Source organism: Paenalcaligenes sp., from assembly GCF_030152715.1.
Lineage (GTDB): Bacteria > Pseudomonadota > Gammaproteobacteria > Burkholderiales > Burkholderiaceae_B > Paenalcaligenes > Paenalcaligenes hermetiae.
On record NZ_JASLIX010000038.1, the window covers coordinates 1 to 19,903 of the forward strand.

At 48.1% G+C, this 19,903-nt stretch carries 24 protein-coding genes, 1 tRNA gene and 1 pseudogene; 4 read left to right on the plus strand and 22 right to left on the minus strand.

Annotated features, from left to right (window positions below; translation table 11 throughout):
* Window positions 1-96: 96 nt before the first annotated feature.
* Window positions 97-1,230: an ABC transporter substrate-binding protein gene (locus Q1V74_RS02885; protein ID WP_300646987.1), complete on the plus strand. Its 1,134-nt coding sequence runs from the start codon at window positions 97-99 to the stop codon at window positions 1,228-1,230.
* Window positions 1,231-1,268: 38 nt separating this feature from the next.
* Here the strand turns inward: Q1V74_RS02885 and Q1V74_RS02890 are convergent, their stop codons facing one another.
* From Q1V74_RS02890 to Q1V74_RS02900, 3 genes are read right to left on the minus strand one after another with little or no spacing between them, the layout of a single operon-like run.
* Window positions 1,269-2,003 carry a 3'-5' exonuclease gene (locus tag Q1V74_RS02890; protein WP_300646988.1) on the minus strand — a complete coding sequence of 245 codons (735 nt, stop codon included), beginning with the start codon at window positions 2,001-2,003 and terminating at the stop codon, window positions 1,269-1,271.
* A gap of 3 nt (window positions 2,004-2,006) precedes the next feature.
* The gene (locus tag Q1V74_RS02895) at window positions 2,007-3,938 is read right to left on the minus strand and encodes a DUF294 nucleotidyltransferase-like domain-containing protein (RefSeq protein WP_300646989.1); all 1,932 of its coding nucleotides are present in this window, start codon (window positions 3,936-3,938) and stop codon (window positions 2,007-2,009) included.
* 59 nt (window positions 3,939-3,997) lie between these two features.
* Complete coding sequence (locus Q1V74_RS02900) at window positions 3,998-4,390, minus strand: diacylglycerol kinase (RefSeq protein ID WP_300646990.1); 393 nt, start codon at window positions 4,388-4,390, stop codon at window positions 3,998-4,000.
* A 35-nt stretch (window positions 4,391-4,425) separates the two neighbouring features.
* On the opposite strand from Q1V74_RS02900, the gene Q1V74_RS02905 reads away from it, so the two are divergent.
* On the plus strand, window positions 4,426-5,112 hold the full coding sequence (locus Q1V74_RS02905) for a response regulator transcription factor (protein ID WP_300646991.1): 687 nt from the start codon (window positions 4,426-4,428) through the stop codon (window positions 5,110-5,112).
* On the opposite strand, the gene Q1V74_RS02910 is transcribed toward Q1V74_RS02905, so the two are convergent.
* From Q1V74_RS02910 to petA, 10 genes are all read right to left on the minus strand, one after another.
* A complete protein-coding gene (locus Q1V74_RS02910; protein WP_300646992.1) occupies window positions 5,063-7,021 on the minus strand; it encodes an LTA synthase family protein in 1,959 nt (652 codons plus the stop codon). The two genes, Q1V74_RS02905 and Q1V74_RS02910, sit on opposite strands and share 50 nt — an antisense overlap.
* 97 nt (window positions 7,022-7,118) lie before the next feature.
* Complete coding sequence (locus tag Q1V74_RS02915; RefSeq protein ID WP_300646993.1) at window positions 7,119-8,408, minus strand: TRAP transporter large permease; 1,290 nt, start codon at window positions 8,406-8,408, stop codon at window positions 7,119-7,121.
* Window positions 8,405-8,887 (minus strand): TRAP transporter small permease, encoded by a 483-nt coding sequence (locus tag Q1V74_RS02920; RefSeq protein WP_300646994.1) that lies wholly within the window; start codon window positions 8,885-8,887, stop codon window positions 8,405-8,407. The genes Q1V74_RS02915 and Q1V74_RS02920 overlap by 4 nt, the downstream gene beginning before the upstream one ends.
* Before the next feature lie 13 nt (window positions 8,888-8,900).
* The gene (locus tag Q1V74_RS02925; RefSeq protein ID WP_300646995.1) at window positions 8,901-9,881 is read right to left on the minus strand and encodes a TRAP transporter substrate-binding protein; all 981 of its coding nucleotides are present in this window, start codon (window positions 9,879-9,881) and stop codon (window positions 8,901-8,903) included.
* Between the two features lie 169 nt (window positions 9,882-10,050).
* A tRNA-Thr gene (locus Q1V74_RS02930) sits at window positions 10,051-10,126 on the minus strand.
* A 45-nt stretch (window positions 10,127-10,171) separates the two neighbouring features.
* Window positions 10,172-10,588, minus strand: coding sequence for a ClpXP protease specificity-enhancing factor (locus tag Q1V74_RS02935; RefSeq protein ID WP_260650858.1), 417 nt, complete (start codon window positions 10,586-10,588; stop codon window positions 10,172-10,174).
* A 2-nt stretch (window positions 10,589-10,590) separates the two neighbouring features.
* Window positions 10,591-11,199: a glutathione S-transferase N-terminal domain-containing protein gene (locus Q1V74_RS02940; protein WP_260650856.1), complete on the minus strand. Its 609-nt coding sequence runs from the start codon at window positions 11,197-11,199 to the stop codon at window positions 10,591-10,593.
* Between the two features lie 110 nt (window positions 11,200-11,309).
* Window positions 11,310-12,164 carry a cytochrome c1 gene (locus Q1V74_RS02945; protein WP_300646996.1) on the minus strand — a complete coding sequence of 285 codons (855 nt, stop codon included), beginning with the start codon at window positions 12,162-12,164 and terminating at the stop codon, window positions 11,310-11,312.
* A 19-nt stretch (window positions 12,165-12,183) separates the two neighbouring features.
* Window positions 12,184-13,569, minus strand: a complete 1,386-nt coding sequence (locus tag Q1V74_RS02950) for a cytochrome bc complex cytochrome b subunit (protein ID WP_260650854.1) — start codon at window positions 13,567-13,569, stop codon at window positions 12,184-12,186.
* 43 nt (window positions 13,570-13,612) lie between these two features.
* Entirely contained in the window at window positions 13,613-14,260 is a 648-nt protein-coding gene (petA, locus tag Q1V74_RS02955; protein WP_300646997.1) for a ubiquinol-cytochrome c reductase iron-sulfur subunit, read from the minus strand.
* A gap of 124 nt (window positions 14,261-14,384) precedes the next feature.
* On the opposite strand from petA, the gene mscL reads away from it, so the two are divergent.
* A complete protein-coding gene (gene mscL, locus Q1V74_RS02960) occupies window positions 14,385-14,852 on the plus strand; it encodes a large conductance mechanosensitive channel protein MscL (RefSeq protein WP_300646998.1) in 468 nt (155 codons plus the stop codon).
* Between the two features lie 56 nt (window positions 14,853-14,908).
* Here mscL and Q1V74_RS02965 read toward each other — a convergent pair whose 3' ends face one another.
* Window positions 14,909-15,685, minus strand: a complete 777-nt coding sequence (locus tag Q1V74_RS02965; RefSeq protein WP_300646999.1) for a Nif3-like dinuclear metal center hexameric protein — start codon at window positions 15,683-15,685, stop codon at window positions 14,909-14,911.
* Window positions 15,686-15,714: 29 nt separating this feature from the next.
* Between Q1V74_RS02965 and Q1V74_RS02970 the strand changes: the two genes are divergently transcribed.
* Window positions 15,715-16,422: an alpha/beta hydrolase gene (locus tag Q1V74_RS02970; protein ID WP_300647000.1), complete on the plus strand. Its 708-nt coding sequence runs from the start codon at window positions 15,715-15,717 to the stop codon at window positions 16,420-16,422.
* 33 nt (window positions 16,423-16,455) lie between these two features.
* On the opposite strand, the gene tatC is transcribed toward Q1V74_RS02970, so the two are convergent.
* The 8 genes and pseudogenes from tatC to Q1V74_RS03010 form a co-directional block, all read right to left on the minus strand.
* A complete protein-coding gene (gene tatC / locus Q1V74_RS02975; protein WP_300647001.1) occupies window positions 16,456-17,214 on the minus strand; it encodes a twin-arginine translocase subunit TatC in 759 nt (252 codons plus the stop codon).
* Complete coding sequence (gene tatB, locus Q1V74_RS02980) at window positions 17,211-17,618, minus strand: Sec-independent protein translocase protein TatB (protein ID WP_260650848.1); 408 nt, start codon at window positions 17,616-17,618, stop codon at window positions 17,211-17,213. The genes tatC and tatB overlap by 4 nt, the downstream gene beginning before the upstream one ends.
* 18 nt (window positions 17,619-17,636) lie before the next feature.
* The gene (gene tatA, locus Q1V74_RS02985; RefSeq protein ID WP_260650847.1) at window positions 17,637-17,864 is read right to left on the minus strand and encodes a Sec-independent protein translocase subunit TatA; all 228 of its coding nucleotides are present in this window, start codon (window positions 17,862-17,864) and stop codon (window positions 17,637-17,639) included.
* A 12-nt stretch (window positions 17,865-17,876) separates the two neighbouring features.
* Complete coding sequence (locus Q1V74_RS02990) at window positions 17,877-18,245, minus strand: histidine triad nucleotide-binding protein (protein WP_260650846.1); 369 nt, start codon at window positions 18,243-18,245, stop codon at window positions 17,877-17,879.
* A 59-nt stretch (window positions 18,246-18,304) separates the two neighbouring features.
* Window positions 18,305-18,640, minus strand: coding sequence for a phosphoribosyl-ATP diphosphatase (locus Q1V74_RS02995; RefSeq protein WP_300647002.1), 336 nt, complete (start codon window positions 18,638-18,640; stop codon window positions 18,305-18,307).
* Complete coding sequence (gene hisI, locus Q1V74_RS03000; protein WP_260650843.1) at window positions 18,637-19,035, minus strand: phosphoribosyl-AMP cyclohydrolase; 399 nt, start codon at window positions 19,033-19,035, stop codon at window positions 18,637-18,639. The genes Q1V74_RS02995 and hisI overlap by 4 nt, the downstream gene beginning before the upstream one ends.
* Window positions 19,032-19,802, minus strand: a complete 771-nt coding sequence (gene hisF, locus Q1V74_RS03005; RefSeq protein ID WP_260650842.1) for an imidazole glycerol phosphate synthase subunit HisF — start codon at window positions 19,800-19,802, stop codon at window positions 19,032-19,034. Before hisF ends, hisI begins: the two co-directional genes overlap by 4 nt.
* Window positions 19,799-19,903 (minus strand): annotated as a pseudogene (locus tag Q1V74_RS03010) (1-(5-phosphoribosyl)-5-((5-phosphoribosylamino)methylideneamino)imidazole-4-carboxamide isomerase); the annotation flags it as partial. The pseudogene Q1V74_RS03010 and the gene hisF, both read right to left, overlap by 4 nt.

Below are 19,903 nucleotides of genomic sequence, written 5' to 3' on the forward strand. Positions count from 1 at the left end.
AACCCTAAGGTCATTGAATCCTATTTGGGGCGCAAACCCAGCGCAGAAAAAGCGCAATAAATTCATTTAAAACTGGTTATGAGTTAGGAGACTTTTATGAAAAAAACAGTGGCTTTTTTAGCCTGTGGCTTGCTATTTAGCGGTATGGCGCTGGCAGATATTAATGTAGGTATTACGATTTCAACCACGGGTCCCGCGGCATCGCTAGGTATCCCTGAGCGTAATACCGTGCAATTACTTCCCAAGGAAATTGGGGGGGAAAAGGTCAATTATATCGTCTTGGATGATGCGACCGATACGACAGCAGCTGCACGTAATGCGCGCAAATTTGTGAATGAAAACAAGGTAGATGTCATTATTGGCTCAACCGCCGTACCGCCCTCTGCAGCAGTGGCTCCGATTGCCGTAGAGTCTAAAACCCCGCAGATTGCCTTGGCGCCTTTTGCGGCCACCGGCGATGCGTTTCACTGGGTGTTTACGGTGCCCCAAACGAATAGCTTGATGGCTGGGGCATTGATTGAACACATGAAGAAAAATGGCGTCAAAAAGCTGGGTTATATCGGTTTTGCGGATGTATGGGGCGATGACTGGAAAAAAGCGTTAACAGAACTCGGTGAAGAGGCTGGCATTAGCCTAACCAGTGATGAGCGTTTTAGTCGTACTGATGCTTCCGTTGGCGGGCAGGTTTTGAAGGTCATTAGCAGCAAACCCGATGCCGTACTAGTCGGGGCGACCGGCACACCAGCGGCCTTACCGCATACCGAGTTACGCCGCATGGGCTTTAAAGGCTTGATCTATCATACGCATGGAGTAGCGAATCAGGCCTTTTTACGTATTGGTGATCAAGCATTAAACGGCGCGATTCTGCCTATTGGTCCGGTGGTGGTTTGGGATAAGCTTCCCGATAGTCATCCATCTAAGGCGGTAGCAGAAGAGTATGCCAAAGCCTACAGTGCGGCTTTTGGTGATGAAGCGCTTTCTCCGTTTGGGGCTTATTTATACGATGCTGGGCAGTTATTAAAAGCAGCAGTACCAGTTGCCTTGGAGACCGCTAAACCTGGTACGGAAGATTTCCGTGTGGCATTACGTGATGCTTTAGAAAATGTGAAAGAGGTCGTCGGTACGCATGGGGTATTCAATCTATCTCCTACCGATCACTTTGGTCATGACGAGCGTGCACGCGCACTGGTCGAAGTACAAAATAAAGACTGGGTCTTGATCGAAGAATAATAAAGTATTAACAAAAGCACCATGATGGTGCTTTTGCTTTAGGTGCCAAGCAACCGCTTGAGCTGACGCTGTTTAGAGCAAGCGGTCTGGATTTCCCCCCAGCTTTGAAAACCTTGCTCTTGTGCACGGTGAATAAGAATCATAAGCAATTCAGCTGCTGCTAGGGCGTCCGCCAGCGCATTGTGTCTTGCTAACATGGGTAGATGAAAGACTTCTAGCCAGTGATCTAGCCCTGCGTGAGCGTGGTCATGCTCGGGGAACAGCAAAGGGGCAATTTGTGCGATATCCAAGGGTTGTGGGTCTACAATTAGCCCTAAGTGTTGGAGCGCTGCATTTTTTAACATACGTCGATCAAATTCAGCATGAAAAGCCAGCCATATATGGTCTTGGGCGTAAAGAAAAAAATCCAAAAGCGCCTGACGAGGATCGCAGCCTTGAGCCAAGTCTTTCTGGGTGAGCCCATGGATGAGCTGGCTTTCTCCTTGAAGATCTACCGCAATATCTAATACTTGATAAAAACCAGCACCCAAAGGGATGCCTTCGGGTTGAATTTTCACTGCACCAATTGATAAAACGGTATCGGTACGGGTATTGAGCCCTGTGGTTTCTAAGTCAAAGACCATCACCGGTGTATGCAGGGGCTGATCAGAAGGAATAACAGGTGGTGCTTGCTCCACAAGGTGCTGCGCCATACGATCAGGATGTGTGCCGGTTTGTTGAGAACGTTTGGCGATATAGTAGTTTTTGAGTTTTTGCCACCAACCATAGCGCATGATTTAAATCCTATAGCGATACGTAATAAACGTTTGAATGTATCGGACTTGGCGTAATGATTCGCGGAGCATACGGCGATGCAACTGGTTTAAAGCGTCTAATTGCAAGATATTGGTTAAAGGCTGCTGGTTCTTTTCTTGGCGCTGATGCAGCTGTAAGCGCAGAAGCTGTAAATAACGATAGGCATCTTTCCAGACCTCGGCATCTTTAGCGCTAATAATACCCTTTTGCGCTAAGCGTTCTAGGCGATCTGTAGTGGAAGCCTCTGGAATAAAAGCGGATAAGGCTAGGACCCGAGCTGCGTCTACAAAAGGCCCCAGCCCATGGCGTTTGAGCTCTAAGCGTGCGCCACTGGCTGATCCTACTGTTTTAGCAATCCAACGACGTAGTTGGCTAGGGGCGCTGGGGTAGTTAAGGGCGGCTTGTGCTAAACGACGTAAAAAACGATGGTTATGTTGTGCTTGCTGAATAATGGTTTGGTGTAAGCGTTCAAAGCCTAAGTCTTCGCCCCAAATACAGCGGATATCAAAAAAAACAGAGGCTTGTAATAAATGTTTGGGGTCAGGAGTGCGAATGATTTCATCAAAGCGCGCTTGCCATTCGTTTAAGGATAAGCATAGTTTGGGGTTCCCGGCCATGATGTTGCCTTTACATAGCTCGAGACCACAACTATCTAGGGCTTCGTTAATGGCTTGGGCAATAGGCAGTAAGCGTTGTCTATACTGTTCCGCTTGTGCGGGGTTGTCAGCAATAAATAGGATACCGTTGTCTTGATCGGATCTTAAGGCTTGCTCACCACGCGCTTGGCTCCCAAACACCAACCAATTAAAAGGGATACCGGGGTCGCCGCTTTGTCGTAGAACCAGTTCGATGATGCGTGCGGTGGTGTGATCGTTTAGCTGTGTGATCACTTGCGTGATTTGGATGGCATCCGCACCATGGGCCAGCATACTATCGACCAAGTGGTGAATATCCGTACGCAATTGTTGTAAATGACGAATCGAGGGGGCATGGCGTAGAGCCCGAGATAAATGGACTAAATCCACTCGTTGCAAAGAAAATAGGTCGCGTTCCGAAACCACCCCGACCAGTTTGCCATTTTCGACTAAGCAAACATGCCCTATGTGCTGTTGTGCCATGAGCAACGCCGCATCAAAGGCGCTCGCATCAGGGGACAGTGTTAAAGGATCAGGAATCATTAGTTGGGCAATGGGAACATATAAGTTCTGCGGGTCTTCTGCTAAAACGCGCCGTAAATCCCGTAAGGTAAAAATCCCAATTGGCTTTTGGGCATCATCGACGATGACCATGCTACCGATTTGATGTTGCTGCATTTGTTGTAAAACGGCTTGCAACGGCTGTTGGGCATCGCAGCTAATCGGACGACGAACGACTAAGTGACGTAAGTCATCATGGATGGAATAGTCGGCGCCTAGGTGCGCCGAAGCGCGTGCTTGCACTTGTTGCTGTAATTCCGCAAATAAACTACTGACCCCTTGGATAGCATAAGAGCGTAAGGGCTCTGATACACGCAGTAGCTTTACAAAATCAGAGGCTTTTAAAACCAAACAAAAGCAGTCTTCATGAGCCGTATAAGAGGTGCGAGTCGAGCGTTGGCTTAAAATTGCAGCAATAGGGAATTGATCGCCCACAGTTAATAAAAATCGCTCTACATTATCAGGCAGTTTGGGGTTGGGGCGTTCACCACGTACAAGCCCTTGGCGAATTAAAAACCAGTATTGCTCGGCCTCGTTATTGGGGCCGGTAATAAAGTCCCCCTTGGCATAGAAACGTAACCATGCCATTTCGATGAGCATGAGCAAATGCCCCATTTCCATTTGATTAAAAGGGGGGTATTGCTGTAAAAAATGCAAAATAGCCTGACTATTTTGTTGTATTGCTGCTTGAGCGGTAGGGGTTGGGCTGGATGGCATAACACATTGGCACGATAAAAAGAGACAAGGGCACGTAGGCCCCAAGGTGCTTGTATTGGTTATAACAGAAAACGATCCACACAGATGTAACCCCACCAGCCCCCTGCTAGTACTAGGCAAAGTAATACCGCAGCACTGCCTAGATCTTTAGCTTGTCCGAGTAGGGGGTGGTGAGCGGTACTGATTGTGTCGGCCAGAGCCTCAATGGCACTGTTGATCAGCTCAACGATGAGAACGAGCACCACGCTGGTTATCAAGAGAAAAATCTCTGTAGCGGAGCGTCCCAACCAAAATGCTGCGGGTAGTAAAATGACCGCAAGAGCGCACTCTTGCCGGAAAGCGGCTTCGTTTTTTAGCGCGGCTTTTAGGCCTTTGAGCGAATAACCGAAAGCGCGAAACACGCGCTTTACCCCGCCTTGGCTTTTGTACTGAGAAAAAGAAGACTTATCCATTACACTTAGTAGACTGTAAAAATAAAGGACGGAACATGGCCAACCCAATTCGTTTGCTCATTGTTGAGGATAATGCGGATTTAAGCGCGAATTTGGCGGAGTTTTTTGATAGTGAAGCATATATTTTAGACTTTGCACATGATGGTCTGGTGGCTTTGCATTTGTTGGCGACAAATACGTACGATGTGATTGTTTTGGATGTGATGCTGCCTGGGGTGTCGGGCTTTGGCTTGTGCCAACGTATTCGTCAGGATTTGGGCAGTAGCACGCCCATTATCATGATGACCGCCAAAGACCAGATCGAGGATAAAGCCGAAGCTTTTGAGGAAGGGGCCGATGACTACTTGGTAAAACCTTTTCATTTGCGAGAATTAGCGCTGCGTATACAGGCTTTACATCGTCGTCACACAACACCTTCCCGTGTGTTGGTAGCAGGCGTGTTGCAGTATGCGCCGGATACGCTATCGTGTCACGTTGGTGGTAAAAGCATCACGTTAACAGGGCGGTCGGCGGATATATTACATTTTCTAGTGCAATCCTACCCCAAAATGGTGAGTTATGATCAGCTCAGCCAGCTTTTGTGGGCAGAAAAAGAAGTAGAGGCACAAACACTGCGTACCCATGTGTACCTATTGCGTAAGCAGTTACAGGATGCGTTTGGTAGTGCCATGATTAAAACGATACATGGGCGGGGTTATCGTTTGGATCCACCGCAGGCGTAAGCGTTGTTGTTTTTATCAGCTCAGGAAGGCTATGTGCCCCGTTCTGATAAGCCCAATGAGGCCAGAGCGCATGTGCTAACGCTTCTTGGAGTAACTCAGGATCTAAGGGATAAGGCTGATACGTATGGGGGGCTTGATACAGCCATTGGCTGGGTTCGCGTAGGGGCTCCAGCACAGTGAGACAGTTGTCTTTTAGATAGCCGTAGTTTTCTCCGTATTGCATCATTGCGCGCCCACCCGCATGAGGTTGGGTAAGATCATGACCAATCATCGGATGATCGGCTTGGATACCCGCCAAAGACAGCAAGGTAACAGGCAAGTCAATCTGGCTAATGAGTCGATCATCACGTCGTGGGGTGATGCCGCCGCCTAAAATCATGGCCGGAATATGAAAATGCTGTAAGGGGACTAAGCTTTTGCCGCCTACTCGAGCATCATGGTCAGCTACCACTAAAAATAACGTGTTATCCCAATAGTCGCTTTGGCGGGCTTGCGCAAAAAACTGTCCTAGCGCCCAATCTGCATAGCGCACGGTGTTTTCTACCGAGGCGGGCTCACCGATAGGAGTGATTCTGCCCTCCGGGTACTCCCAAGGTGAGTGATTGCTTACCGAAAAAGCCAAATTTAAGCTAGGTGGGTCGGTGGGTTTTTGTTGACTTAAAAGCGTATGAAGGCGGTTAAACATGTCTTCATCGCTGACCCCCCATGTGCCAGTAAAAGCAGGGTTTTTGAACGTGGCTTGATCATGTAACTCGGTAAAACCATTACCCAGAAAAAAGCTTTTCATATTATCAAAATGGGCTTCGCCTCCATAAATAAACCGAGACACATAGCCTTGCTGGTTCAGTAGTTGAGCCAGTGTAAAAAAGCGCGACTGCGCTCCGGACAAGCGCACGGCAGCATCAGATAGGGTTGGCGGAAACCCCGCACTAATCGCCTCTAACCCACGTACTGAACGCGTTCCTGTTGCATAAGCACGCGTAAAATTCCAAGCCTCTTGGCTTAAATAGTCGATCCAAGGAGTGAGTCCGGATCCGCCCAAGTTACCGATATATTGAGCGCCTAAACTTTCCTCAACAATGAGAACGATATTTTTGGGCTGAGTGTGAGACTGGGCTGGAGAAGAAGAGTGTAATGTGGGTAATAGGGGGTGTGAGGCAGGTTGTTCTATACCGGCCTGTTTTCTGATGATGTGAATCATTTGATCTGCAGGCATTTTTCCATAAGCCTGCTCTGCAGAGCGCTCATTTTTAATACTATAGATTGCGTAGAGCACGCTATATAAACTATTTAAAGCCAGCGTGTTCACCATGGCATCGCCACAAAAAGCCACGGTTGATGGGTTAATTGGACGGTGACGCCATGTACCTCGAATTAAGCCAAACAGGACGATGGCACTCAGTAAGCTACAGCCTAATGCACTTGGCCAATGTAAGGCAGTAAGAGGCGTCGCAACCACCGTTAAGGCGTAAAAATTAGCCGCACTGATAACAAGCCAAAGCAGTGATCCCCCTAGAACAATGCCTTTATAACCCTTCCAAAGCATGCCAAACACCTCTTTAGGATGTTTTAAATAATCCACATAAAGTCGATTGGGACGAGTGTCATATTCCAAAATAAATTGGGGTGTGGATATCTCGAGAAGAACAATAAGCATACCGCCTAAGCTGAGATAAAGAGCAAGCACGCGATGTGCGGCGGCGGCATCATCAAGCCAAGGGGCAAATAGCCAAGGAATAGCGGTTAAAGCAGCGATAAGATGTAGGTCTATGCGTAACCCACCCCATAAAATAGGCACCCAGCCGTTTACGGCTTGCACGCGTTCATACTGCCATAAACACAGCCCAAGACGACTTAGACTTAATAAAGCCAAGCTGCTAAGACAAAAGAAAAAAAGTTGTGAATACATAGTCTGCACGCTAAAAAATGGCACCCAGATAAAGGCGGATAGGGGCATATTAGCGAGCAGCGCATCAATCTTATTTGAAGAAAACGTCAAAAATTCGTCAAAAAGACATTGGTGTAACGATAAGATCTCGTAAATAGAGACTGATTTCGGGAATATAGGTAATACACAGTAAAGCAAGCAGGAGTGTGAATACCGGGATGATCAAAGGTTTAAACATACGGGTCACATGTATTTGCGCAATGGTGGCAGCGGCAAATAGATTCACACCCAATGGGGGCGTAATCATCCCCATGGCTAAATTCACAATGATAATGATGCCAAAATGGATAGGGTCAACTCCATAGCTCACCGCAATAGGAGCCAGTAAAGGAGCCAGAACAAGAATAGCGGCAGAGGTTTCAATGAACATGCCCACTACAAACAATAAGGCGTTGGTAAAGAGTAAAAAAGACCACTTATGCTCAAAAGTATGTTTGGCCCAGTCACTGATTTCTTGAGCTATGCCGGATAAGCCGATCAAAAAAGAAAATAAGCTGGCTGCGGCAATGATGAGCATAATGGCACTGGTTGCAGTGGCAGAGACTTTTAAAACGTGAACCAGTTTGTGCCAAGAGAGTTCTTTATAAATAAAACAGCCTACAAAAAACGCATAGACGGCGGCAACTGCCGCTGCTTCTGTTGGCGTAAAAACCCCTCCGTAAATCCCCCCGATGACTAAAATGGGTAACAGTAATGCCCAAAAGGCTTGTTTGCTGCTTTGCCAAAAGGAGAGGTCTGGAGTAGTGTCTTGTTTACCAATGCCCTGCAGACGACACCAAATCTGTACCATTATTAATAAGAAAATGGCGATCAGTATGCCTGGGCCGATGCCAGCAATAAACATCTGTCGTACCGAGTTTTCTGTAGAGACGGCATATAAAATCATCGGTACAGAGGGAGGGATAATCACGCCGAGTTCGGCCGAAGTGGCCTGAATGGTGGCCGCCATCGGCACAGGATAACCCTGTTTGACCATAGCGGGGATTAAAATAGCACCTACGGCAAAAGTAGTAGCAACGGAGGAACCTGAAATTGCCGCAAAAATCATACAGGTGATAATAGCGGTGCTTGCTAAACCACCTTGAACATTACCTACTAAGCTTTTAGCAAAATGGACTAAACGGTACGAGACTCCCCCATGACTCATGAGGTTGCCAGCCAAAATAAAAAAGGGGATAGCCAGTAAGGGAAAACTGTCTAAGCCCGCAAACATTTTTTGTGGTACGACCAGCAAAGGTAAGTGGCTAAAAAAATGGATGCTGAATACAGAGGCAAGCCCAATAGAGACGGCAACCGGTACCGATAAGACAAATAAAATAACTAAGGTGCTAAAAAGCGCAGCATTCATGAGTTTTGTGAGGAGGCGGGCTTAAGGTAATGCAAAATGATTCCTGGGATGGCGCAAAGTGCACCAACAGGGATAGCAGCATAGAGCCATGACATCGGTACACCTAAGAGCGCTACAGTTTGTTTATGGACGCGTCCTGTCATTTGATAGCCATACCAGATCAACACGGCGATAAACAGGATGCACAGTAACGTTACCACGCCGAGTAAGATGTTTTGTACAGATGGAGGCAGGATCGCTCTAAAAAAATCTAAAGTAATCATGCTGCCTTGCTTAAAAACGGCACCAGCAGCTAAAAATACCATCCAGATCATGGCGGCACGTGCTAAGACTTCGGTCCATGTGGCAGGGTTGTTCAGTAAAAAGCGTGTGATGACCTGATAGAAAACCAATAGGGTGGCCAACACCAGCAAAAGAGCAGAGACTCCCTGTGTAAAAGCGGTAAAGCGTTCACATAGATTAATAAGGCGAGTACGCATTGGTGGGTGGAGCTTAAGGCTGTTGCGCTTGAATAGGCGCTAAAAGCGTTGTGCCGTATTTTTTAATAAATGCGTCGTAGACGGGTTGTACTGCCGAGACAAAAGCCGCTTTGTCGATGGTTTCGACTACCTCCATGCCATGGGCTTTAAGCTGAGCAATGCCTTCGGCTTCATTTTGATCCACAAAAGCATAGTTGGCTTCAATAGCCGCAGCGGTGGCTTGTTCGACCCACGACTGCTCTTCTGCAGAAAGACGATCCCAGTGTTGTTTAGACATCATAATGACCGCAGGCGAGTAAAAATGCCCTGATAGGGTGGCGTATTTTTGCACCTCCCAAATGCCGGTAGACACAAAAACGGCCATGGGGTTTTCTTGGCCATCAATGGTGCCTTGTTGTAATGCGGTAAATACCTCATGCCAAGCCATAGGTGTGGGCGCACCATTTAATGCTTTAAAAGACTGGATATGGATATCGTTTTCTTGAGTCCGGATTTTCAGCCCTTTGAGGTCTTCAGGGTGATGAACGGGCTTGCGCGAGTTGGTTAAGTGCCTAAAGCCATTTTCTCCCCAGCCTAAGGCGTGGATATCATGTGCAGTAAAAGCATGGAGTAGTTGTTGGCCTACAGTACCTTGCATGACTTGGCGGGCATGCGCATAGTCATGAAATAAAAAGGGGAGATCCAAGACATAGGTTTCTGGAACAAAGCCACCAACAGGGCCTGTAGAAGAAATCGCAAAGTCTACCGAGCCGATTTGTAGCCCTTCCAGTACTTCGCGCTCACTGCCTAACATGCCATTGGGTTTGATGCTGACGGTGTGCCGGTGGTTGGATAAGCGTTCTAAAGTACTTTTAAACGCATTTGCCGCTGCTCCATAGTGGGATTCGGCAGGTATAGGCAAAGCAAAGGTAAAAGTGCGGGCATGAGCTAGGTTAGCCATAAGCGCTAAGCCCAGACCCATTAGGAATACGTATTTTTTCAGGGAGGAAAACATCCGGTGTCTCCTGCTAGTTACTAGCATTAGTCATCAATCAAACCTTTAGATTGTAAACCGTAACCTTATTTTTCGCTGCGCAGGGTTGTGGAGCTATTCTTTCAGAGGAACAAAAGAAAAAAGGCTACCAGATCTGGTAGCCTTTTTATGCGGAAAACCGCTAGTGTTCTGGTGCCGGCTAAAGGAGTTGAACCCTCGACCTTCGCATTACAAGTGCGCTGCTCTACCAACTGAGCTAAGCCGGCTAAAAACATAATTATATCGTTGCTTTTTTTAAAAAGCAAGATAAATTATTTAACGATGCGCAAATGACCGCGAGGAGCCGAGGGGGGCGGGTCTTTGGGAGCATCATCCGTCTTTGATGTTGAAGCCGCATCAGGACGATAGGGGGTTGATGGCGTTACCTCAAAACCCATACCTGCACCGGTCTCACGGGCAAAGATGGCGGCGACTGTACCGATGGGAACAAATATGTCTTCCGTTACCCCATTGAAGCGAGCTTGGAATTCGATATATTCGTTACCAATCACCAGTTGGTTCGTGGCCAAATAACCGATGTTGAGCGTGATTTTACCGTCTTCTACATGAGCGGTAGGCACAACTGTGTTCTCGTCGACCTCTACCAAAATATGAGGGGTGTAACCGTTATCTGTACACCACTCGTGTAAAGCGCGAAGCAAATAGGGTTTAGTGGAGGTTTCAGACATAATTAGCGACGCATCACTTTTTCGGAAGGGGTTAAGGCTTCGATGAAAGCAGGGCGAGAGAAAACACGCTCAGCGTATTTTTGGATCGGTGCGGCGGACTTAGGAAGCTCAATGCCGTAGTGATCCAAGCGCCAGAGTAAAGGTGCAATGGCCACGTCTAGCATAGAGAACTCTTCACCAAGCATGTATTTGTTTTTGGTGAGGATAGGAGCAATTTGAGCTAAGCCGTCGCGGATTTTTTGGCGAGCTTGCTCTTGAGTTTTAGCGTCTACCTCGTTACGGTCTTCAAGAATGGAGACCTGGGAAAACAGCTCGCGCTCAAAATTAAATAAGAATAAGCGAGTGCGTGCGCGCATGGTTGGGTCGGCAGGCATAAGCTGTGGGTGAGGGAAGCGCTCATCAATGTATTCATTGATGATATTGGATTCGTACAAAATGAGTTCACGCTCGACCAGAATAGGTACCTGGCCGTAAGGGTTCATCACGGAAATATCTTCGGGCTTGTTATACAAGTCGATATCGCGAACCTCGAAGTCCATGCCTTTTTCAAACAACACAAAACGACAGCGTTGAGAGAAAGGACAAGTGGTTCCAGAGTAGAGTACCATCATAGTATGTGGATTCCAGTCGTGAAAAAGCAAAAAAGCCTAAGCTTTAAACAGAAAAGGCGGCCTGCTCTAAAACAGAGCAGGCGCGCACAACGAATAGCGACCTAATGGTCTTACTTGATGTCTTTCCAGTATTCTTTGTTCAGGCGCCATGCGACGAAGAAGAACAAGAATAAGAATAACATGACAGCCACACCGATTTGTTTACGGAACGTCTGTACGGGCTCTGCCATCCAACCTAAAAAGTTACTTAGGTCAGCCACATCGCTATCAAACTGTGCCTGACGCTCGGGGTCGAGTGGTGTCAAGGTGGTGGTTTCTGTAGCGGGACCCGAATAGCCGTTTAGTACCTCTGTATTGACGGTATGGAAACCATTTTCGTCAATGTCGGTGGTAGTACGTACCCATTGTTCTTTACCGTCCACGTTTTCTAGAGAAACTTTAACGCGTTGGGTTTTGACGGGGCCTTGGAGCTCCCACATTGCATGTGGCATGCCCACGCTTGGGAAGGCTAAGTTATCCCAACCGGTAGGACGCGCTGTGTCGCGATAAAAGGTGCGCAAATAGGTATAAATGTAATCGGTACCGCTGTGGCTTAAGTTCGCCGATTTAGCACGTGCGATCACGGATAAATCGGGGGGTGTGGTACCAAACCATTTATTACTGTCAGCAGGACGCATTGCAATAGACATGGTGTCGCCGACTTTATCAGAGGTAAAAAGTAGATTCTTTTTGATTTCCTCTTCGGTAATACCTAAGTCTGTGAGCTTGTTATAGCGCATGGCATTGGCGCTGTGACAGTTCAAACAGTAGTTAACAAATAGCTTAGCACCGTTTTGCAAAGCAGCAAGGTCGGTGATGCGGTTAGGGGCGCTTTCAATGGGGTACTCGCCATCGGCGGCATGAGCTATGCCACCGATGGATAAGGTGAGGGCCAGTGCGCCAAGGATTTTTTTAATCATGGTCATTCCGTGTCGAAAAAGGTCCTTAGTGGGCGCGGAAGGTAACGCGCTCGGGAACTGGCTTAAATGTACCTAGGCGGCTCCAAACTGGCATCAGGAAGAAGAAGGCAAGGTAAATCACTGTGCCAACTTGGCTGAGCAGGTTGTATAAATCGCTAGGCGGCTGTGTGCCTAAATAGCCCAACATCAAGAAGTTTACGATGAAGATGGCGTATAGGAATTTATGCCAGGTCGGACGATAACGAATGGATTTAACTGGACTGTGATCCAACCAAGGTAGGAAAAACAAGATCACAACCGTACCACCCATGGCGACCACACCCCAGAATTTCGCATCAAAGACTTTAAGCGCAATGGCTACGGCGATTAGGATAGCGGGTACGATGACGCGCATTTTGCCGGGTAAGCCTTTGAAGAAGAAAATAATCGCAGCCAAAACTGATGCACCGGCGAGCAGCCAAGTGAAGTCGTCTGTGGTTGCACGTAACATGGAGTAGAAAGGGGTGAAATACCACACAGGAGCAATGTGCGGAGGGGTTTTCATGGGGTCAGCCGGAATAAAGTTGTTGAACTCCAAGAAATACCCACCCATTTCTGGGGCAAAGAACACAATGGCCGCAAATACGATAAGGAAACCCGCTACACCTACAATATCATGCACGGTGTAATAGGGATGGAAGGGAATACCATCAAGGGGGATCCCTTTTTCGTTTTTAGGACCTTCTTTGATCTCGATGCCATCGGGGTTGTTGGAACCAACCTCGTGAAGCGCAATTAAGTGCGCCACAACTAGGCCAATCAAGACCAAGGGAATGGCAATAACGTGCAAGGAGAAAAAGCGGTTCAAGGTGGCGTCAGAGACCACATAGTCACCACGGATCCAGATAGCAAGCTCAGGACCAATAAAAGGAATGGCTGAGAACAGGTTCACAATCACCTGAGCACCCCAGTAGGACATTTGTCCCCAAGGGAGCAAGTAACCCAAGAAGGCCTCTGCCATTAAACAAAGGAAAATCGCTACACCGAAGATCCATACAAGTTCGCGGGGTTTACGGTATGAGCCATAAAACAACCCACGCAGCATGTGCAAATACACAACCACGAAGAACATGGATGCGCCCGTGGAGTGCATATAGCGGATAAACCAACCGCCGGGGACTTCGCGCATGATGTATTCCACCGAAGCAAATGCAAGCTCTGCATCGGGTTTGTAGTTCATGACAAGGAATATCCCTGACACGATCTGAATAACAAGCACAAGTAGGGCCAAAGAACCAAAGAAATACCAAAAGTTGAAATTCTTTGGCGCATAGTATTCAGACATATGGTCTTTGTAGAGGGATGTCAGCGGGAAACGCTTATCTATCCACCCTAACAGACCTGTCGTTTCAACAGTTTTGTCGCCAGCCATGAAACGGCTCCTTTAATCGAATTATGAAGACGGTAGAGACCTTTTACGCCTTGTTGAACTCATCAACACCAATAATGACACGGGTGCCATCGGCGGAGAATTCGTAAGGAGGGATTTCAAGGTTATCCGGAGCAGGTTTGTTGCTGAAGACACGACCTGCGAGATCAAATGTCGAGCCGTGGCATGGGCAGAGGAAGCCACCTGTCCAGCTAGAGGGTACGCCCGGCTGAGCACCTGCGTCTAAGCGTGGTGTAGGGGAGCAACCCAAGTGGGAGCAGATACCAATACACACAAAGATTTCGGGACGACGGGAGCGGAATTCGTTTTTGGCGTATTCCGGAGTAAAGCCAGGGCGATCGGAGTTAGGATCGGCCAAGTCAGTGTCGTTGGTTTTCAAAGCGGCTAATTGGGCTTCGGTACGGTGCAGAATCCAGATGGGATTACCGCGCCATTCGACGGTGCGCATTTCGCCTGGAGCGAGTGTAGAAATATCGACTTCTACGGGTGCGCCTGCAGCGCGAGCTTTGGCCGAGGGAGCAAACGAGCCCACAAAAGGGACTGCGGTAGCCACACCGGCGACACCACCGACCGCACAGGCGGTAGTGACCCAAAAACGACGCGAAGGGTCGGACGGGAGAATGGAAGTTTCTTCCGCTCCGTTTTCGTTGGGCTGTGTCGTAATTTGACTCATTCTAGTATCCTTATTTCTGCCCACGTTGGGCTTTGCACAATTTACGGACTTGGTCTGGGTATTTTCATTGCAGCTATATATTATAGCGTTAGCAAATTTTCTGTGATGTCATTAAGAGGTTTATATGAGTAAAACCACAGGTTTTTTAAAAGAGTTCCGCGATTTTGCTGTTAAAGGCAATATGATTGATCTCGCGGTAGGGGTAATTATTGGTGGCGCGTTTGGCAAAATCATCGATTCCCTGGTGAAGGATGTCATTATGCCGATTATCAGCTTTATCCTTGGGGGAGAAGTCGATTTTGCAAATCAGTTCACCGTATTACGTGTTCCTGAAGGCTACAGCGGTGCGTATACACTCGAGGAGCTTAATGCAGCAGGGGCAGTAGTGTTTGCTTGGGGCAACTTTTTGACCATTTTGATCAACTTTATTTTGTTGGCTTTTGTGGTCTTTTTAATGGTTAAGATGATTAACCGTATGCGCCAAGCCGCCCACCGCGAGGAAGCTGCGGCTCCGGCTGAGCCAGCACCCACACCCGAAGATGTGGTGCTATTGCGAGAAATTCGCGATGCTCTCAAAAACAAAAATGCTTAATGAGTGAATCGCGCTAATTGTACCTTAAAGCCCTGATTTACGGGCTTTATTCCGCGTTAAATGGGGTTGTTGATGTCGATAAACTCCACTTTGACACCAAACTGGGCGGCAACTTTGTCGCCCAGTGCTTTTACGCCATAGCGTTCTGTTGCATGGTGACCGGCACCAATATAAGCCGTATTGCTTTCTAAAGCGTAATGATAGGTGGGTTCCGAGGCTTCGCCACTGATATATAAATCAACGCCGGCGTCAATGGCTTCGGTCATAAATCCTTGGGCACCACCCGTACACCAAGCGACGCGCTGGATAATCTGTTGTGGATTCCCAACAACTAAAGGGCTTCGTTGCAATTGTTGACAAAGCTTTTTAGCAACATTTTCTAGGGTATCGGGGGTTTCTAAATAACCTAATTGAATAAGGCCGCTAGGACCAATCCCTATAGGTTGCCCATCTTCATCCTTATCCTGTTGTAAACCAAGCTGTAACGCGAGTTGGGTGTTATTGCCGACCTCGGGATGGGCGTCTAAAGGTAAATGATAAGCAATAAGGTTTAGGTCGTGTTCCAGCGCAAAAGCTAAGCGCTTTTTTTTCATGCCCCGAATACGAGCATCTTCGTTTTTCCAAAACCAACCATGATGTACTAAAACGGTGTCCGCGCCGCGTTCAACCGCCGCTTCTAGTAGCGCCTGAGAGGCTGTCACACCGGTCACAATATGTTGAACGGTTGGCGTGCCTTCGACTTGCAGCCCATTCGGGCAGTAGTCCTTAAAGCGCGAGGCTTGTAGATAGTTGTCGAGCCATTGAACTAATTGCGAAGTGTTTATACTGGCCATATTAATAGGAGAAATAAAAGGTGGTAAATATGGAGATTCTAACGTATGGGGCAGATAAGTCCCAATTTATTCAATGGTTTATGCCCAAGACTGAAGTAAAGGTCAAAGGTGTGATTGCTTTGATTCATGGTGGGTTTTGGCGTCAGCAGCATGACTTGAGCTTGATGCTACCTTTGGCACAAGATTTACGAGCCACCGGTTGGGCAGTAGCGAATATAGAATATCGACGCGCGGATTGCGGTGGGGAATGGCCTGTGATTCGGGATGACGTTTCCCTGGCGTTGCAGCAGGTTAAACAGCATGCTCAACAACTTCAGCTTCCTAAGCGTTTGCTGAGTATTGGGCATTCGGTAGGGGGGCAGCTGGCTTTGCTAACGGCGTCTCAAGTGGAGGCCGTAGTGGCGTTGGCACCAGTGACTGATGTGGTCCGTGCGTATCATGACAAGTTAGGAGAAGCAGCTGCCCAAGCGTTTTTTAAAACATCCCCTGAAAAAAACAGTTCTTTGTTTTTAGCTGCTTCGCCTATTGCGCAATTACCTCTAGGTTGCCCTATATTGTTGATTCATGGCTTTTTGGATGAGCGTGTTCCTGTAAGCTATGCGCGGGAATTTACCCAGCGTGCTATCGAGACCGGTGATCAGCTGTGGTATTGGGAAGAGCCATTGAGCCACCAGCAGGTGATTGACCCGAGCTTGGGATTTTGGTCGCGGGTAAAAGCATGGCTAGAGCAAAGGTAAAAAGGGCTTTATGCCCTTTTTATATGAGACAAGCTAGGATTCTGCCTCGATATCAGCTTCTGTTTTGAGAGGCTGCTTGATTAGGTTGGCAAAAATAATACCGACCTCGTATAACAAGCATAGTGGTCCAGCTAAGAGAAACTGGCTGATTACATCGGGCGGGGTAACCACAGCAGCGATGACAAAAGCACCCACAATCACATAGCCACGGATTTCGCGTAGTTTTTTGACAGAGGTTAGGCCAGTTTTAACCAGTAGCACCACCGCAATCGGCACTTCAAAGGTGATCCCAAAAGCAATAAACATCGTCATCACGAAGTTTAAGTAGGCTTCGATATCTGGCGCGGGTGTGATGGAGTCGGGAGCAAAGGACGCGATGAAATGAAAAACGGTTTTAAACACCACAAAATAACAGAAAGCCATCCCCAAAATGAAGAGCAGTGTGCTAGAAAAAATCAGGGGCAGAGCCAGGCGTTTTTCGTGTGTGTATAAACCCGGGGCAATAAATGCCCAGGCCTGATACAGCACAATAGGCAGGGCGATAATAAATGAAGTAAGCAGCGTGACTTTGACAGGCACCATAAATGGGGTGATCACGCCTGTGGCAATCATACGCGTGTCTTGGGGTAACGACGCGAGCATCGGTTGCGCTAAAAAATCATAAATGACCGATGGCCCAGGAAATAAAAACAAAAGGATGAATACGGCCAGCACGCTGACTACCGCTTTTAAAAGGCGGCTGCGTAGCTCAACCAAATGGGAGATGAACGTATCGTTAGTGGGGGTAGTCATTCTTTTTTATCACCAGGGCGATCATCAGAAGCGGGAGAAGTGGGCGCGGGATCCGAGGTGATCTTGGTATCCTTGATAAGGCTTTCCCCCACTTGCTCTGTATCTTGTCCTAATTCGTTGACAGCTTTACGTGCCTCTTCGAGGGGGTCTTTGATTTGGTTACTGAACTGATTCACGGATTGCTTAATAGAGGTCGAGGCTTCCTCCATTTGTTTTTTAATGGAGTTGATCTCGTCTAAATCGATTTCGCGTTGAATGTCGCTTTTGACCTCGTTCATGTAACGCTGGGCACGCCCAAACATATGCCCAACCGTACGGGCGACCCGTGGCAGGCGCTCGGGTCCAAGAACCACTAGCGCCACCACGCCGATGAGTAAAAGTTCACTAAAGCTAATGTCAAACATAGGGCCACATGCGCCGCGTTAGTGTTTAGAGACGTCTTGTTTTTCTGTGGCGTGAACGTCTACGGTGCTCTGATCGGGAACTTGCTTAGGTGGAAGATCGTCCTCTTGGGCTTCTTTAATGCCTTTTTTGAACCCTTTGACCGCGCCACCTAGGTCCTCACCAATGTTACGCAGTTTTTTGGTCCCAAAAACCAAGGCAACGATGACCAATACAACTAACCAATGCCAAATACTAAAACTACCCATGTTGGGCCTCCGTTATGCAACCGCAGTTGCCGTGTTTTTCCAAGGGCGTGGGCCGCCAATGATATGTAAGTGTAAGTGATCGATTTCTTGACCGCCGTCTTGCCCGCTATTAATGACGAGACGGTAACCGCCTTCTGGTCCTGGCCTACAGCCACTTTCGGCGGCGATCTTAGGCACCAGAGCCATCATTTTGCCGAGCCAGGAGGCATCGTCGGGGGTGACATGCTGCATGGATACGATATGGTGTTTAGGAATCAGCAGAATATGCACCGGAGCGACCGGGTTAATGTCTTTAAAGGCAAGAAACTCATCGTCTTCGTAAACCTTCGTTGACGGAATGCTGCCTTCAATAATTTTGCAAAATAAGCAGTTTTGACTCATGTGTACTACAGGGCAAAGCCCTTTTCCATTAAATCCGTTTGTTAGCTATTGTGCCATAGTTAGGCGTCTTTGCGATTGGCTTTTTCCACTAGACCGGAAATGCCTTGGCGACGCGCTAGCTCAGCCATAATATCGTTAGGTTCGATATTGTAGTAGTTTAATGCGACTAAACTATGAAACCAAAGGTCGGCCGTTTCCGCAATGATTGCTTCGCGGTTTTGGTCTTTAGCTGCCATCACTAGTTCAGTGGCTTCCTCGCCGATTTTTTTTAAAAATGCATCGGGACCTTTGGCATAAAGTTTAGCCACATAGGAGCTATCAGGATCACCACCGGCAGAGGGCAAGCGTGATTTCAGCACAGCAGCGAGTTCAGCAAATATAAGATCGGCGTTCATGAGTAAATGGACTTTGGGTCTTTTAAAACGGGGTCGGTGATTTCCCATTTAGGGGTGTCCCCGTTGGTGTTAAGACGCTGAAAAAAGCAGCTATGCCGTCCTGTGTGACAGGCAATGTCACCGTGCTGTTCTACGGTAAGTAAAATAACATCAGCGTCACAGTCTAAGCGAATCGAGCGTACTGACTGGTGGTGACCGGATTCTTCGCCTTTGCGCCATAGGCGCTGGCGCGAGCGTGACCAGTACACGGCACGTTGCGTAGCAACGGTTTCGGCTAGCGCTTCGGCATTCATCCACGCAACCATTAAAATGCGTCCGCTTAGGTGGTCTTGAGCAATGGCCGGTATCAGGCCATTGCTATCAAAGTTAACTTGATCTAACCAAGACATACTCATTGCACCGTAATGCCTTGATCACGCAGAAACGCTTTGGCTTCAGCAATAGTGTGCTCGCCAAAGTGAAAAATACTGGCTGCAAGCACCGCGTCGGCTTTGCCCTGAAGAACGCCATCGGCGAGGTGCTGTAGGTTTCCTACGCCACCAGAGGCAATCACGGGGATGTTGACCGCTTCGGCAATAGCACGAGTTAGATCGAGATCAAAGCCGGTTTTTGTGCCGTCTTTATCCATGCTAGTCACTAGCAGCTGGCCGGCCCCTAGCGCTTCTACGCGTTGTGCCCACTCGATGGCATCCAGACCAGTGGCGCGATGGCCACCATGGGTATAAATTTCCCATTTTTGTGGGTCTGTTGCCGTTTGGCGGGCATCGATAGCAACGATAATGCGCTCTTTGCCAAACTGTTCGCTAGCAACGCGAATCAAGTCAGGGTTTGTAATGGCGGCGCTGTTGATAGAAACGCGATGTGCGCCGGCATCGATGATGCGTTGAATGTCTTCGATCTCTCGGATCCCACCACCCACGGTCAGCGGGATAGTGATTTGTTTGGCGACTTCGGCTATGACAGGAAGAATGGTGTCGCGGTTCTCGGTGGTCGCCGTAATATCGAGCAAGGTAAGTTCATCTGCGCCTTGCTCATCATAACGACGGGCGATTTCTACAGGATCCCCTGCATCAACTAAGTCAACAAAGTTAACGCCTTTTACGACACGACCGGCGGTGACGTCAAGGCAGGGGATAATACGGCAAGATGGTTCAGATTTCATGCTTCGTACTCGTCAGCAAAGGTTTGCGCCTCGGCGAAGTCCAAGGTGCCTTCGTAGATACTCCGGCCTAAAATCACACCCTCTACACCCTCGTTCTCGAC